Below are 15835 nucleotides of genomic sequence, written 5' to 3' on the forward strand. Positions count from 1 at the left end.
CCCCCGGGACTACAAAAATTACTGCCAAAAACTCGTAACGCCGTGAAAGCATTCATTAAACATTGGCGGCCTAGTGTGCGCTGCAAGGCATTTCCCGTATTGCGTAGCCTTGCATTCAAATACCGTTTTTCCAGACCTTTCTCATCCACCACGAAGTCTTCCCGGGTTCCCGCGGTAAGGGAGCGAGTTTGCCGTGAAATTCTCGACTCATGCTCGAGGATAATGCAACGTTCCGGGATCGGTTTCCCCACTTTCTCAATGTGAAGGCAGATAGCCTTCCCCTTCCCCTTCCCCTTCCCCTGCCCACAAGCTTACGGCGTGGCGGGAGCGTTTTCAGGCGCCAGTTGCCGGATCGCGTTTTCCGTCGGAGGTACCACCAGAACCGGCGCGGATTGCCGCTCGGGCGTCGGCTGTGGCTCCTGTTCCTGTTGCTGCTGTTGCTGTTGTAACCGCTCCTGCTGCTCCTTTTCCTGACGCAGACGTTCTTCGGCCGCAGCCTTCAAACGTGCCTCTTCTTCGGCCTTGGCCCTGGCCTCCGCCTCGGCCCGTTCTTTCTCGGCCTGCCGCTCGGCCGCCTGAGAGCGATAAAGCGCCACTTCGCGGCGCAGGCGCTGCTTTTCGAGAACGCTGGCCTGCATGGCCTCCACCCGGCGGCGCTCCTTTTCGAAAGCCCGGAGAGAAAGATAATTGCTGAGCGCCGCAACATCGGTCGTCAAAGCAGGGGCTGCAAGCGGACCGTTATAATTCAAGCGCACCGAAGGCTCGGCCCCCGCAACCGTTTCTGTGCCGGGATTGAACAGGAGATCGAGGTCGCCGTTCACGGTCGAAGCCGCAAGATCGACGGTCGCATCGGCCGTCAGCGTTACCGGATCGATCCCCGCACGCAAATTCTTGAAATGAAGCGCGCCGCCATTCAGCGAGAACGGCAAGGCCACATCGCCAAGCCCGATTTCACCCTGCCACAGGTTTTGGTCCACCAGCGGCCGCACCTTGGGCGCGTCGATCGGCTGCTGCAAACCATCGGCCGCCTGCAGGATCGGCGGCAAGGCTCCGGGATTAAGCCCCTTCACCACGAGCCCGCTGGCCCTGATTTCACCCGAGCCACCCGCCGATCTCAGCATTTCACCAACGCTTTTGCCGGTCGATTCGGCTGTGAGATCAATAGAAACCCGGCCTGTCGCAACAGGACCGTTGGCATTGGCCCACAGGATCGGCTCCGGATTGGCGTCGGTCACCGCGATCTTCGTGCGGAAAATGCCCGCACCCTCACCCGTCGACATCGCGAGCCGCCCGGTCAGCTTGCCGCCCATGAAGGTGCCGGCAACATCGTCGAGCGAGAGGCTGCCCGCATCATGCGTTACCTTGGCCGAAACACCCGTGATCGTGCCGAAAGGGCCGGCCTCGAAGCTTTCCGCTTTCAAGGCAAGCGAAGCCTTGAGCTGCGGGAAAGCGGCCATGGCCAGCGGTTTGGCGTTGAGCGCCCCGGTTTCCGGATCGATCACCGGCCCATAGATCGCGTCACCCAGCCAGGCGAGATCGGCCGTTCTGACCGCAAGATCGCCGGTGACGGGATAGGGCGCGGCGCGCTGGAAAGAGAGGTTGCCCGAGAACGGATTTCCGCCTGCCTGCCCGCCTATGGAGGAAAGCACGATCTTTTGCCCATCCACCGCCACTTTGGCATTTGCCTTCAACGCCAAGCCGCCACCAAGCTGCGGCAGACCGACGGCGTTCATGATGAGATAGGGCTCGATGTCAGCGCTTTCGAGCGCCACGTCGGCGCTGCCCTCACCGAAATTGGCGGACGAAACGGCAAATGAACCGTTCATCGAAAAATGCGTGCGCTCCGTCGAGAAGCGCAGTTCCGTCTGGGCGGGCGAGCCGAGCGTACCGTTTAGCTTGATGGATAGAAGGCCCTCGCCATCCGCATCGAAGGGCAGCGGATCGAGCCCCGCCTGCCCGAACAGGATAGCCGTCGACTGGTTCTTCAGAACCGCTTCCAGCGACATGGCGGTATCATCGGTGATCGACAGGAAATCCGGCATCTTGGCCACAGCCGACAGCCGGCTGCCATTGACGGTGCCGGAAACGGCGACATTGGCGCCGCCTTTTTCGCTATTGACCGAAACATCCATTGAGAGATCGGAATTTGCGTACCAAGGCGCGCTCGCCGCCAGACGGCTGAGGAATGGATGGTTCGGCAATTTCTGCTGCAGCATGGTGAAGAACGGCTGCATATCCGCCGCATGCAGGTTCACCGTGCCCTTGCCCGCATATTTCAGCAGCGAGCCCTGCAGCTCGCCCTTTGCCCTGACCTCCGCACCGGCGATGTCTCCGGCCGTCATGTTTTCCAGCGAGAGAACGCCCCCCGCCATGGTGAAGGCGGTCTCGACATGATTGGCGGTCACACCAGCCATGTTGAACCGGTCAGCCTTGAATTTCGCGGTAATGCGGTGGTCGAGAACGGAACTGCCAACCTGGTCGCCAAGCGCCAGACTGCCGAGCGCCTTCAGCGCATCGAGATCGATTTCGTTGCCGGCAAGATCAATGGAAAGATTGGAGGTCTTGCCGTCGGAGCGCCGCTCCAGCGCGCCCCTCAGCGACGCATCGCCAACTGCAAGCTCCAGATTGTCGAAACGCTGGTTGAGCGTGGTCAGCGAGACATCGGCGGAAAAGCCGGCGGCATTGAGCTGGCGGATCGCCGGATCGACGGAACCGGAAAGCCAGTTCGCCAGACCCGAAGGCTGGTTGGAGGCAAGCAGCAGATTGCCGTTGAAAGCGGGGCCGCCGAGAAGCGTCAACGATCCCTTGGCCTCGAGCTGCGTCCGGCCCGGCAGGGTTGCCACGGCATTCACAACCTGCCAGCCGCTGCCGTCCGGGCGCACATCCAGCCTGATGTCGCGAATGGTTGTGTCATCGGAAACCAGCGCCGGAAGGCTGATGCTGGCCTTGCCCGGCACCGGCGGCACCGGAATGCGGGCCACCATGGCCGCAAAGGCCTCGATGCGCTGTCGCACCGAGACGGTGGGCTGGCGTGAGGTCTTGCCCGTCTGCAAGACGGGCGGCGCGAAACGGGCGACATCGATCTGCTGGCCATCGGCCGTCAGCAGGAATTCCGGCTTGGCGCCGGTATCGAGCATCGCCTCACCGGTCACCACATAGGGATTCTCGCTGCCGCCGAGTTCCATACGGTAGTTCGGTATGCGCACGCTTTCATTGGTCAGTTCGAAATTGCCGCGGGTGCGCGGCGAGGAAAACAGCGATTGTCCGGCCTGCTGCTTCTGCTTTTCGTCCTCGCGGAAACTGAAGGAGAAAGAGCCGCTATAGGCTGGTTTTCCCGCCGTTGCGGCAATCGCGCCGTCGAGATCGACCTCGACCGGATGTTCGTCTGGTGACAGCCTTACCCTGAGCCCCATTCGGCCGGCGGCATAATCCGGCTCGCTGCTGGAGAGCGAGAAAGAACCCGGATGCCCGTCGACGGCGGCGCGTCCCTCCGCCTTCCACGGCCCGGCCAGCGAATTGGCGGACATATCGGCGTTGAGGCCGGTCACGACACGGTTGCGGCCGGATTGCTCGTCGATGAATTCTATCTGCCCGCCTTCGATCTGTACGCTTTCCAGAACCACGGTGCGGGCGGGAATTTCCGCCCGGCTGCCACGCATCCAGTCCAGCGTGCCGTCTTTCAACAGCCTTATCTTGGCCTTGGGTTCCTCGATCCGCATATCGAAGATACGCGCCTCGCCGGAAAGGAAAGGCGCAAGCTCCGCATCCATGGAAAAACGGGCCACCTGAATGAGCGGCGATCCATCCGCATCCGTTCCGGCGCGCACATCATGCAATGTTACCGAAGGGAAAGGCAGGATACGGGCTTCGACGCGCCCATGGACCACCACCTTCTTGCCGAGAATACGGCTTGCCTGGTCCTCGAAATCGCGGCGGAAATCCGTCCAGTCGACGAAATAGGGAATAAGCAGCGCCGAAAAAAGCACCACGGCCAGCAGTCCGCCCAGAAAAACCAGAATACGTCCGAGCACTGACCTGCATCTCCCTTCGCGAACGCTGCAAACCTATCCTTTTTTGCCTTAACGGCAAGCAGCCATTTGTACCAATCAAATATGAGAATGATCAGACAAGACGGAACAACTTGCCCGGATTGAAGATATTATCGGGATCGAGCGACGTTTTGATGGCACGCATCAGATCCAGTGCATTTCCCGCTTCTTCGGCCAGAAAACTCATCTTGCCCTGGCCGATGCCGTGTTCTCCGGTGCAGGTGCCGTCCATGGCGATGGCGCGGCGGTTGAGGCGGGCGACAAAGGCCTCGGTTTTCGCCACGCTTTCCGCGTCCTTGCCATCAAAGAGGATGAGGACGTGGAAGTTCCCGTCGCCCGCATGGCCGACGATCGGCGCCAGAAAGCCGTTTTCCTTGATATCCTGCTGCGTTTCTACCACGCAATCGGCGAGCCGCGAAATCGGCACGCAGACATCGGTGGACAGCCCATCGAGCTGCGGCGCAAGCGCGCGGGAAGCCCAGTAAGCATCGTGCCGCGCCTTCCAGAGCTTGTTGCGCTCGGCCGCATCGCTCGTCCAGCGGAAATCGACGCCGCCGCATTCGGCGGCGATCTCGGCGAACTGCTGCGATTGCAGCGCCGCCGTTTCCTCGGTGCCGTGGAATTCCACGAACAGCGTCGGTTTTTCCGCGTAGTTCAGGCCGGAATAGGCGTTGCAGGCGCGCACCTGCACCTCGTCCAGCAATTCGATGCGGGCAACCGGAACCCCCATCTGGATCGTCATGATGACGGCGTCGCAGGCCGCCTTGATGCTGTCGAAGGTGCAGACCCCGCCTGCGATCTTTTCCGGAATGCCCTGCAACCGTAAAGTCACGGAGGTAATGACACCGAGCGTGCCTTCAGCACCGACGAAGAGCCGCGTCAGATCGTAACCCGCAGACGACTTGCGGGCGCGCCGTGCCGTGCGGATTTCCTCACCATTGGCAACAACGGCGGTAACGGCCAGCACATTGTCCTTCATCGTGCCGTAACGCACGGCATTGGTCCCCGACGCCCGCGTCGAGGCCATGCCGCCGATAGAAGCATTGGCACCCGGATCGATCGGAAAGAACAGGCCGGTATCACGCAGATAGACGTTAAGGTCCTCGCGCGTCACGCCCGGTTCCACCGTCACGTCAAGATCTTCGGCGTTTACCTCAATGATGCGATTCATCCGGCTGAAATCGATGCATATTCCGCCATCAGGCGCATTGACCTGCCCTTCCAGCGACGACCCCGTACCGAAAGGAATGACCGGCACCTTATAGAGCGCGCAGGCTTTCACCACGGCCTTCACGTCATCGGCGTTCTCGGCAAAAACGACACCATCAGGCGCCTGCAAGGTCAGATAGGTGGTGGTATGGCCATGCTGCTCGCGAAACGCCTGCCCGGTCTGGAGCTTGTCACCCAGTTGCTGTTTCAGTACCGCCAGTGCCAGGGCAATGCCCTCGTCGTTGCGTTTTCCCGCCACCACATCTTTCAGCGCCATCGTCCGTCTCCACCGCAACATCTGCCCGTAACGGATTCGATCCGTTACGAAATTTCGTCAGGTGGTATGGGATAAGGTTAAGGCTTTGTCCAGCCGATCAGCCGGCCGAACGGTAAGAACAACCCGCTCTCATGTGGTGTTCCGCATGCACATACTGCCAGCCCTGAGCAAGCTCCGGCTCGTATACATCTTATACGTGAATTTCTTCATTGATGCTCATAAATGCATATAAATTACAACCGGAATGCGGAGCCGGCTATAAACGGGTCGTATTCAAACATCAGGGTTTCAACATGACTACAATTATAAGTCAGCCCTTTGCAGGGTCGAATTATTTTCGACCGCTGACGGAAAACATTCCCGAAGAAAACCGGGCATGTAGCCCCTCCGGCGCCACGAATGGTGTTGATCCTCTGACCGCCCTGCTTGCCTCCAGCGCGGACGACGAAAAGGGCGACCTTACCTACGAAATGAGAGGCAGGATCGACGGGAGGTCGGAGAAAGGTGCCGACGATGTTGACAAAGCAAAGAACAACTCAGGCCCCGAGATGGCTATAGACTGGGCAGCAGAAGTTATTCGAACCACCAGCCTCAATGTTTCATCGGCCTCCAGCACTCGGGATTTGTTGGGGGAGGAATTGCGGTTCGGCCGGGCCATGCATACCCCAAGCCTGCGGCCTGAAGATATTGTTCGCAATTTCGTTCCCGAGGGTATGACAAAAGAAAGCGTGTATGACCTAACACCGGAGGCATATCAAACCGAGCTAAGTAAAGCATACAACAACGCCTCACAGCGCGAACAGAAGGAGAGTTGGGCATACTTCGGCGTCGATTTCGATGCCTATATGGCCGGTGTGGACAACCCGGCCTATGCAGCCATGGGCGTTCCCGCAAGCATACAAACACTTCAAAATGCAATCGATTTTTATAACAGCACACACAAAGTGGAAACGAGTAGCATCGACCCGGAAACTTTAACGGAGAAACAGAAGGCGCTTCTAAAAATGCTCGAAGACACCAATAACTATTGGAAAAAGCGCGCTAAAGACCAACTCGACCAGACGATTTCCAGCCTTTTCAAGAGTTACGACAGAACAGGAAATCTGATCGAAACGGACACGACCGGCAGGGTAAGCGTCGGCACCTTTGAACTATCGTATAAAGGCGTCCAGATTTATCGCCCGAACAGGAGTTGAATAGTCTCCGCGATGGTGGATGCGCCGATAGCGCGTTCCAAACGGCTCGGCAACGTTTGAGAACCACCTCATATAGCAGCAAACGACATGGCATATTGCTGTGATTATAAATCAACGCTCCCGATCTGCTCGACCTTGTCTCGCAAAATTCACAAAAACCCCTTCGACAGAAACGTCTAGATATGCAATCATAAGGAGTATTTTAGCTTAACATATATCAGGAGTATAATAAATGGCCAGATATACCGGAAGCGATAAAGCCGATGTCTATAGCGGCACTCCTTATGACGACGTTATCTACGGCGGACGAGGATATGATGAACTCCGTGGTAACGGTGGCAACGACGTCATCTATGCGGGTGGCGGATGGTTACCCGGATATGACCGCGTGTGGGGCGGCGACGGCAACGACACCATTTATCTCGAGCAAAACCCTTTGCCGAATTATGCCTATGGAGACGCAGGAGACGATTCTATCTTCGGCGGCGCGGGATCAGACACCATCGATGGGGGCTCGGGCAATGATCGTATCGAAGGCGGTGGCGGTGCTGACATCCTTAAGGGAGGGCTGGGTAACGACACGATTACTATTGGAATGGGTTCAGTTTCTGCCCGTACCACAGTCGATGGTGGTGACGGTGCCGATAAGATTCATCTCAACTACGGCTGGGAAATGTTTGTTTCCGGTGGTGCAGGCGATGATTATTTCTATGCGAATCGCGCGTCCCTCACAGGCACGGATTTTGACGGAGGCTCCGGATATGACATTATCGAAGCGAGTTTCAATGAGAGCCGTATCGGCATTCGATCGATCCGCGATATCGAAGAGATCAGAGGCGCAGGCCGTACGAATGTGAGCATCGAATTCGATGATCTCGGCGGCACTCTCGATTTTACCAAAATCAAAATTACCGGAATCGCCAAATTCCTAGGCTCAGATAAAGCCGATACATTATATTTGGCCGGGAAAAATTCCGGAGACACGACCGTCTACGGCACAAATGACCTGATCGATATGGGCAGTGGAAACGACGTTGTTTACAGCGGCTTCGGTAACGACACCGTTGCTGGCGGATTAGGAAACGATAGACTTTTCGGCGGCAACGGCGATGACACCCTGCAAGGCGGAGACGGCGACGACATTCTTTCCGGCGAATTTGGCAGCGACCGGCTCGAAGGCGGAAACGGAAGCGATACCTTCGTCTTCCGCACCGGCTTCGGTAACGACCTGATTGCTGACTTCTCCGTTACCGACGGGGATGTCATCGAAATCGGAGGATTTAGCGGCATTGATGAATTTTCTGATCTTGCCACTTTGTTCACCGAAGCAAACGGATCAACGGTGATCAATTTCACTCCGTCAGACAGCCTTTCTCTGGCCGGTGTTCCCATTTCGAGCCTTTCCGCAAACGATTTCCTGTTTGTTGCCTGAGACAGACGGGGTTTAATTGGTTTCTAAAATGGGCAAGCCGACCCTCCGGCTTGCCCATAAATTTTTACTCCGCAGCAAGCAGCGGCTTGTCCTCTTCCAGCGCCTTCCGACGTGCTGCAAGTTCCAATTCGCGGTGGAGGCGGATTTCCTCATCCGCCTGCGGTTTGGCGAAACGGGCAATCAGCAGGTAGGATACCGGGGTGATGTAAAGCGTCACCAGCGTCGCAAAACCCAGACCGCCGACGATGACCCAGCCGAGTGCGATGCGCGCTTCCGCCCCCGCACCCTGCGCCAGCACCAGCGGCACGCCACCCAAAATGGTCGCGATCATTGTCATCATTACCGGGCGCAGGCGGATGCTGGTGGCTTTTTCGATGGCTTCGCGCACGGTGGCGCCCTGGTCACGCAGATGGTTGGCGAATTCGACGATGAGAATGCCGTTCTTGGCCATGACGCCGACGAGCAGCACGAGACCGATCTGACTATAGACGTTGAGGCTCGATCCGGTGACCAGCAGCGCGATGACGGCGCAGGCAAGACCCAGCGGCACCGTGGACATGATGATGATCGAACTCAGCACACTTTCGAACTGCGCGGCCAGTACGAGGAAGATGATGGCGATAGCGAAACCGAAGGTCAGCAGCATGCCGCTCGAATTTTCCTCCAGCGTCGCCGCCTCACCGAGCGGCAGCAGACGCGCGCCTGGCGGCATCACGGATTGCGCAAGTTCGTTGACTTTTTGCAGCGCCTCGCCAAGCGAAACGCCGTCCTTCAGGTTGGCGGTAAAGCCGACGGAAGGAAGCTGCTGCTCGCGGTTGAGCTGCGGCGCAACCGCATTTTCCTTCAGCGTGGCGATCACCGACATCGGCACGATCTTGCCGTCGCCGGTTTTCAGAAAGACGTTTTCGAGATCGGTAGGGTCGTTGATCGGCCGCGTGGAAGACAGGAGGCGCACGGGGATCGCGTCGCCATCCACGAAGACATCCACAATCGAACGGCCTTCCAGCAGAGATTGCATCGCCCGTGACAGGCCGGTGATGTCGATGCCGAGATCGGACGCGCGCTCGCGGTCGATGGAGACGGATATCTGCGCCTGATTGGGCTCATTGTCGAAACGCGGCGTTACGAAAAGGCCGCTCTCTTCCATCGAAAGCAACAGCTTCTGCGTCGCCTCTGTCAGCGCTGCGTAATTGCTGCCGACCATCGCCATCTGCAGGCCGTTGCCGGCACCACGAATGCGCAGGCTGTTCGGCTGCATGGCATTGCCGCGCAAAGCCGGAACCCCGTTGGCGGCGGAGGTCACGTCAGCGGCAATCTGGTTCTGCGTACGCTCACGATCGGCCCAGGGCGCCAGCGTCAGCACCATGAAACCGGTATTGGAGGAACCGTTCATGCCGGTGATCGAATAGATATTGCGGATTTCCCCACTATCGCGCAGCGGCTGCAGATTTTCCTCGATCCGCTGCAACTGGTCGCGTGTATATTCGAGACTGACGCCCTGCGGCGCCGTGACCCGCATCATGATCGAAGAGCGGTCCTCGCGCGGCGTCAATTCGTTCTGGATCATGCCGAAGGCGATCCACGACAGGGCGGAAAAACCAAGCGCCACGACGATGACGATCAGCGGATTGTTGAGGCAGGCCGCAAGGGTCATCCGGTAGGTGGAGGCAAAGACATTGCCGAACCATGCCAAAGGCCCCGTCGGTTCCTTCAACCCCTCTTTCAGCATGCGTGAGGCGAGCATCGGACAGAGCGTCAGCGCCACGATGGAGGAAAGGCCGACGGCGAAGGCCAGGACGAAACCGAATTCGCGGAAAAGGCCGCCAAGCTGACCGGGCAGAAACGACAGCGGAATGAAGACGGCGGCAAGCGTCGCCGTCGTTGCCAGAACGGCAAAGAACACCTCCTGCGTGCCCAGAACGGCGGCGGCACGCGGCCCCATGCCTTCCGTCCGGCGGCGCACGATATTTTCCAGCACCACAATGGCATCGTCCACCACCAGACCCGTCGCCAGAACGATGGCGAGAAGCGTCAGGATATTGACCGAGAAACCAACCATATAGATGGCGACGATAGTGCCGATCAGCGCCACCGGCATGGTGATCGCGGGAATGAGCGTTGCGCGCCAATCACGCAGGAAGAGATAAAGCACCACCACGACAATGATCGCCGAGAGCCCGAGCGCCAGCTCGACTTCATGCAAGGCGCCCTGGATGAAAACGGCGTCATCGCTGGTGACGACGATGCGCGTGCCTTCAGGCAGGTTAGGCGTCATGGCGTCGACGGCCGCCTTGACACCGGATGAAATATTGAGCGTGTTGGACTGCGCCTGGCGGATGACGCCGAGGCCGACGCCCTGCACGCCGTTGGAACGCAAAGAGGTGGACTGGTCGTCCGCCCCCAGCATAACGGTTGCGACATCCCTGAGGCGGATATTGTTCTTGATGAGAAGATTGGAGAAGTCTTCAGGCGTCGTCAGGCTGGCCGTGGCGCGCACGACGATGTCCTGCGTCGTGCTTTTCAGCGATCCCGCCGGCACATCGAGGGCGGCGCTGGCAAGCGCGTTGGAAACATCCGTCACAGTCAGACCCCGGCTCGCCAATGCCGCCTGATTGAGATCCACCCGGAAAACCTTTTCCTGATCGCCGTAAAGCTCCACATCCGCCACGCCATCGACAGCGGCCAGACGGTCGATGATCTCGTCATCCACCAGCTTGGTCAGGTCTTCCATGCTGAGCGTGGACGAGGTGACGGCGAGACGCATGATCGGCTGGCTGTCGGAATCGGCCTTGATGATCTGCGGTTCGTCGGCATCGTCCGGCAACTGGTTGGTGACGCGGCCGATGGCGTCGCGCACATCGTTGGCGGCGACGGCCAGATCGACATTGTCGCCGAATTCCATCGTCACCCGGCTGGTGCCGAATTGCGAATTGGAAGAGATGGACTTCACGCCACTGACCCGCGCCACCGCACCTTCAATGGTCTGCGTCACTTCCTGATCGATAGTCTCGGGCGCCGCCCCCTCATAGGTGGTCCTGACACTGATGATTGGCCGGTCGACATCCGGCAATTCGCGGACTTCGACGCCAACCAGAGCTGCGAGACCGGCAACGACCAGCAGCGTGTTGAGAACCGCTGCCAGGATCGGCCGGCGCACGAACAATGCCGTGAAGGTGAGCTTGGAATCCTTAACCGGGGGCGGCTGGGTCGTCATTGGCTGGCAACCTCCTCGGGCTTGGGCTGATTACCGACGCGGACCGCGCCCCCTTCGCGCACGCGCTGCAGGCCCTCGATCACGACAGGCTCGCCATCCGCCAGCTCCGCCTTGACCAGAACGGCATCAGGATTGCGCTGCACGATCTGCACCCGCACCTTGTTCGATTTATTATCGGCCACACGCCAGACATAGGAGCCTTGCGCATCCCACTGCACGGCCAGCGGGTCGACCGAGGCATAGGTTTCCCCGGCAAACCGCATGGTGACGCCGAAGGACATGCCTGCCCTCAGCTCGTCCTTCTCATTGCCGAACTTCGCCCGGATGCGGATTGTGCGGCTCGCCTCGTCGACGCGGTTGTCGACGGCCTCGATCTCACCCTTGAAGGTCTCACCCGGCCGGGAAATCGACGTCGCCTCTACCGGCATGCCGACCTCGATCGCGGTTGCGAACCGCTCGGGAGCCCAGAAATTGACGAGAATTTCGGACCGGTCGTCGATGCTGACGATGGTTGACTGCGTGGTGACGTTATCGCCTATATTGGCGGCGACGATACCCGCCACACCCTCTATCGGTGCAACGATGTCGCGGCGCTTGAGATTGAGTTCGGCAGTGCTCAAGGCAAGCTTGGCGGCTTCCTCGGCAATCTGCGCATCCAGCACATCGAGGCGGGAAACGGATTTCAGGTTCTTGTAGGAATTGGATTTTTCAACGGCGCTGCGCAGTGCCACCTGCGCCTTGTCGCGCTCGATCACCTGCTCTTCATCGTCGAGCCTTGCCAGCACCTGCCCTTTCACGACACGCGCGCCGGACGATGTGCGAATTTCGGAAAGCGTACCGGAAGCCTGCGGCATGACGACAACCGATTGGATCGCCTCGCCATTGCCAATGGCGTTCAAACGGTCATTGACCGTGCCTTTCTTCACCGGGGCCGTCACCACCAGTGTGGCGTTGCCGTTGCGGCGCGCACCGCCGGCATTCTGCCCTGTAGACGCACCGGCCGCCGGGCCGCCGGTTGCGGCGACTTCAATCGCCCCGGCAGGCGTTTTGCCAAGCCCCATGCTGGCGAGCAGATTGCGGGCCTCGGGCGAATAGAAGCCCCAGAGACAGAGCCCCGCTCCGACCACGGCAACACTGACACCCACCTGTTTCCACACCCGCATATACTTCTCCGGTTGATCCACGCAGCATAAAGCATTCCCGCGAACACTCGTTCCGGGACAGAAACACTATTCCCGCTTGGCCAAGGCAAGGCAACGCACAAATCCGTTCCTTACGTAATTGTAATTTGGGCGCAAATGCCGCCCGGAGCAGCCAATCCGCAATCCATCCGTGCATTCCTGTCGCAAATATCCGCCATTGGGCTAATCTGCCCCCGAGACGCCATAACCGGAGTAAGCGATGAGCACCGTAACGAAGACCGAAAACCCGGAAACCGATCCTCGCGTCAAAGCGGTGTTCGATGACATCCGCGCCACCCGCAAATCGGATTTCATCAACAATATGTGGCTCTACCTCGCCTTCGATGCCGATCTGCTTGAAAAGACATGGGGTGAGGTCAAGGCGGTGATGGCGACACCTTCGGCGCTCGATCCCGTCGTGAAGGAAATGCTTTACATTGCCGTTTCCGTCACCAATGGCTGTTCCTATTGCGCCCATTCCCACACGGCAGCCGCCAAAGCCAGGGGCATGACGACAGATCAGCATGCCGATTTACTGCGCGTCATCGCGCTTGCCGCCAAGACCAACCAGCTTGCGGTCGCGCTGCAAGTGCCCGTTGACGCCGCTTTCGACGCCGACAGGCAGGCGTGATGCGAAAAAATGCCTTGGAATGGGCGTTTTGACTGATGATACCGGAATAAAAGCAGAACACGGTTCTGGCCTTTATATCCCGAATCACTACATTGGGCCGCATGAGCAACAGTTTTGACGATATGCCGTTCTTCGATGAGGAACCCACCGCACCGCGCAGGGCAACGAACAACGCCGGTGCGGAAAGCGGCGGCGGGCTTGGCATTGCTGCCCGCGCCATGGCGGCGCGCGATCAGACGCGTGCTGCACCCGACTATCTTTCCGGCCTCAACCCGGAACAGCGCGATGCCGTGGAAACGCTGGACGGACCCGTTCTCGTCCTCGCCGGCGCCGGCACCGGCAAGACCCGCGTTCTGACCACCCGCATCGCCCATATTCTCGCGACCGGCCGGGCCTATCCGAGCCAGATTCTTGCCGTGACCTTTACCAACAAGGCTGCCCGCGAGATGAAGGAACGTATCGGCGTTCTCGTCGGTGGCGCGGTCGAGGGCATGCCCTGGCTCGGCACGTTCCACTCCATCGGCGTCAAGCTGTTGCGGCGTCACGCCGAACTCGTCGGCCTGAAATCGGATTTCACCATCCTCGATACGGACGACGTGGTGCGGCTGATCAAGCAGCTCATTCAGGCCGAAGGTCTTGATGACAAGCGCTGGCCGGCAAAACAGTTCGCCGGCATGATCGACGGCTGGAAGAACAAGGGCCTGACGCCGCCGGATATTCCCGAGGGCGACAGCCGCGCCTTCGCAAATGGCAAAGGTCGTGAACTTTACACCGCCTATCAGAACCGCCTGAAAACGCTGAACGCCTGCGACTTCGGCGACCTTCTGATGCACCCGATCAGCATCTTCCGCCGCAACACGGATATTCTGAAGGAGTATCACCAGAAATTCCGTTACATTCTGGTGGACGAATATCAGGACACCAATACGGCGCAATATATGTGGCTCAGGCTTCTTGCCCAGCGCGCCAAGGGCGAGCCGCAGAATGTCTGCTGCGTCGGCGACGACGACCAGTCGATCTATGGCTGGCGCGGCGCGGAAGTGGACAATATCCTGCGCTTCGACAAGGATTTTCCCGGCGCCAAGGTGATCAAGCTCGAGCGCAACTACCGTTCCACCGAGCATATTCTCGGCGCTGCCGGCCATCTGATCGCCCACAACGAGGGCCGTCTCGGCAAGACGCTGTTTACTGAGCGCAGCAGCCCTGACGATGAAAAGGTCGTGGTGCACGCAGCCTGGGATTCCGAAGAGGAAGCCCGCGCGGTGGGCGAGGAAATCGAACAGCTACAGCGCAAGAACCACAAGCTGAACGACATGGCCATCCTCGTACGCGCTTCCTTCCAGATGCGCGAATTCGAAGACCGTTTCGTCACGCTCGGCCTCAATTACCGCGTCATCGGCGGCCCGCGCTTTTATGAGCGTCTCGAAATCCGCGATGCCATGGCCTATTTCCGCCTCGTCTGCCAGCCGGCCGACGATCTGGCCTTCGAGCGGATCGTCAACACGCCGAAACGCGGCCTTGGTGACACGACCATCCGCAACCTGCACGACTATGCCCGCGCCCGCGATATTCCGATGCTGGCGGCCGCGGCCGATATCATCGAAACCGACGAGCTGAAGCCGAAGGCGCGCAAGGCGCTGTTCGATGTGGTGCAGGATTTCCGCCGCTGGCAGGGCCTCTTGGAAAACACCGAACACACCACGCTTGCCGAGCAGATTCTCGACGAAAGCGGCTATACCGCCATGTGGCAGGCCGACAAGACGGCAGAAGCCCCCGGACGCCTTGAGAACCTGAAGGAACTCATCCGCTCGATGGAAGCCTTTGAAAGCATGCGCGGATTCCTCGAGCATGTCGCACTCGTGATGGATGCCGAGCAAAACGAAAATCTCGATGCCGTCTCCATCATGACGCTGCACTCCGCCAAGGGTCTGGAATTCGACACCGTCTTCCTGCCCGGCTGGGAAGAAGGCCTGTTCCCGCACCAGCGGGCGCTGGACGAAGGCGGGCGCTCCGGTCTTGAGGAAGAACGTCGTCTTGCCTATGTCGGTATCACCCGTGCCAAGAAACTCTGCCATATCTGGTTCGTGTCGAACCGGCGCATTCACGGGCTGTGGCAATCCACCCTGCCCTCGCGTTTCCTCGATGAATTGCCGCCCGCCCATGTGGATGTCGCGGCATCCGATAGCAATTACGGCGGTTATGGCGGACGTGGCGGCTACGGCCAGTCGCGCTTCGACAAGGCCGATCCCTTCACTAACAACTACTCCACCCCCGGCTGGAAGCGCGCGCAGCAGAACCGCAGCGACGCCACCCGCGACAATTGGGGCACCCGCTCCGGCCATGCGGTGGAACGGATCGGTTATGGCGAAAGCGGCCCGCGCACCCGCACTATAGATGGCGAACTGGTGGCAAAATCCGTGGCTGACAAGCCCTCGAAATTCTTCGTCGGCGACCGCGTTTTCCACATCAAGTTCGGCAATGGCAATATTTCCGCCATCGAGGGCAACAAGCTGACCATCGACTTCGACCGCGCCGGCCAGAAGCGCGTGCTGGATGGATTTGTGGAAAAGGTTTGATTCGACAACCATGAATGCCCGCGGACCGCTTTTTCCATAGCCCACATCATTCTGTTGCAATAAAGGAGTT

At 59.2% G+C, this 15835-nt stretch carries 8 protein-coding genes; 4 read left to right on the forward strand and 4 right to left on the reverse strand.

What is annotated here, in order from left to right:
• Positions 1–311: 311 nt before the first annotated feature.
• Both PL599_RS04425 and PL599_RS04430 read right to left on the reverse strand, forming a co-directional pair.
• A complete protein-coding gene (locus PL599_RS04425) occupies positions 312–4031 on the reverse strand; it encodes an AsmA family protein (RefSeq protein ID WP_269823634.1) in 3720 nt (1239 codons plus the stop codon).
• A gap of 91 nt (positions 4032–4122) precedes the next feature.
• Positions 4123–5535: an FAD-binding oxidoreductase gene (locus PL599_RS04430; RefSeq protein WP_269823635.1), complete on the reverse strand. Its 1413-nt coding sequence runs from the start codon at positions 5533–5535 to the stop codon at positions 4123–4125.
• 293 nt (positions 5536–5828) lie between these two features.
• Between PL599_RS04430 and PL599_RS04435 the strand changes: the two genes are divergently transcribed.
• Both PL599_RS04435 and PL599_RS04440 read left to right on the forward strand, forming a co-directional pair.
• Positions 5829–6731 (forward strand): hypothetical protein, encoded by a 903-nt coding sequence (locus tag PL599_RS04435; RefSeq protein WP_269823636.1) that lies wholly within the window; start codon positions 5829–5831, stop codon positions 6729–6731.
• Positions 6732–6963: 232 nt separating this feature from the next.
• Positions 6964–8163 carry a calcium-binding protein gene (locus tag PL599_RS04440; protein ID WP_269823637.1) on the forward strand — a complete coding sequence of 400 codons (1200 nt, stop codon included), beginning with the start codon at positions 6964–6966 and terminating at the stop codon, positions 8161–8163.
• A gap of 64 nt (positions 8164–8227) precedes the next feature.
• Here the strand turns inward: PL599_RS04440 and PL599_RS04445 are convergent, their stop codons facing one another.
• Positions 8228–11377 (reverse strand): efflux RND transporter permease subunit, encoded by a 3150-nt coding sequence (locus tag PL599_RS04445; protein WP_191217573.1) that lies wholly within the window; start codon positions 11375–11377, stop codon positions 8228–8230.
• Positions 11374–12540: an efflux RND transporter periplasmic adaptor subunit gene (locus PL599_RS04450; RefSeq protein ID WP_142911599.1), complete on the reverse strand. Its 1167-nt coding sequence runs from the start codon at positions 12538–12540 to the stop codon at positions 11374–11376. Before PL599_RS04450 ends, PL599_RS04445 begins: the two co-directional genes overlap by 4 nt.
• 238 nt (positions 12541–12778) lie before the next feature.
• Here PL599_RS04450 and PL599_RS04455 point away from each other — a divergent pair, with 238 nt between their 5' ends.
• Complete coding sequence (locus PL599_RS04455; RefSeq protein ID WP_077981702.1) at positions 12779–13189, forward strand: carboxymuconolactone decarboxylase family protein; 411 nt, start codon at positions 12779–12781, stop codon at positions 13187–13189.
• Positions 13190–13290: 101 nt separating this feature from the next.
• A complete protein-coding gene (locus PL599_RS04460; protein WP_142911600.1) occupies positions 13291–15765 on the forward strand; it encodes an ATP-dependent helicase in 2475 nt (824 codons plus the stop codon).
• Positions 15766–15835 lie beyond the last annotated feature (70 nt).

Source organism: Agrobacterium sp. ST15.16.055 (assembly GCF_027956555.1).
Taxonomy (GTDB): domain Bacteria; phylum Pseudomonadota; class Alphaproteobacteria; order Rhizobiales; family Rhizobiaceae; genus Agrobacterium; species Agrobacterium salinitolerans.

What these genes read in the sequence shown, in the direction of transcription:
- PL599_RS04430 (WP_269823635.1), bottom strand. Translation starts at nt 5,535, where the DNA reads ATGGCGCTGAAAGATGTGGTGGCGGGAAAACGCAACGACGAGGGCATT.
- PL599_RS04435 (WP_269823636.1), top strand. Translation starts at nt 5,829, where the DNA reads ATGACTACAATTATAAGTCAGCCCTTTGCAGGGTCGAATTATTTTCGA.
- PL599_RS04440 (WP_269823637.1), top strand. Translation starts at nt 6,964, where the DNA reads ATGGCCAGATATACCGGAAGCGATAAAGCCGATGTCTATAGCGGCACT.
- PL599_RS04445 (WP_191217573.1), bottom strand. Translation starts at nt 11,377, where the DNA reads ATGACGACCCAGCCGCCCCCGGTTAAGGATTCCAAGCTCACCTTCACG.
- PL599_RS04450 (WP_142911599.1), bottom strand. Translation starts at nt 12,540, where the DNA reads ATGCGGGTGTGGAAACAGGTGGGTGTCAGTGTTGCCGTGGTCGGAGCG.
- PL599_RS04455 (WP_077981702.1), top strand. Translation starts at nt 12,779, where the DNA reads ATGAGCACCGTAACGAAGACCGAAAACCCGGAAACCGATCCTCGCGTC.
- PL599_RS04460 (WP_142911600.1), top strand. Translation starts at nt 13,291, where the DNA reads ATGAGCAACAGTTTTGACGATATGCCGTTCTTCGATGAGGAACCCACC.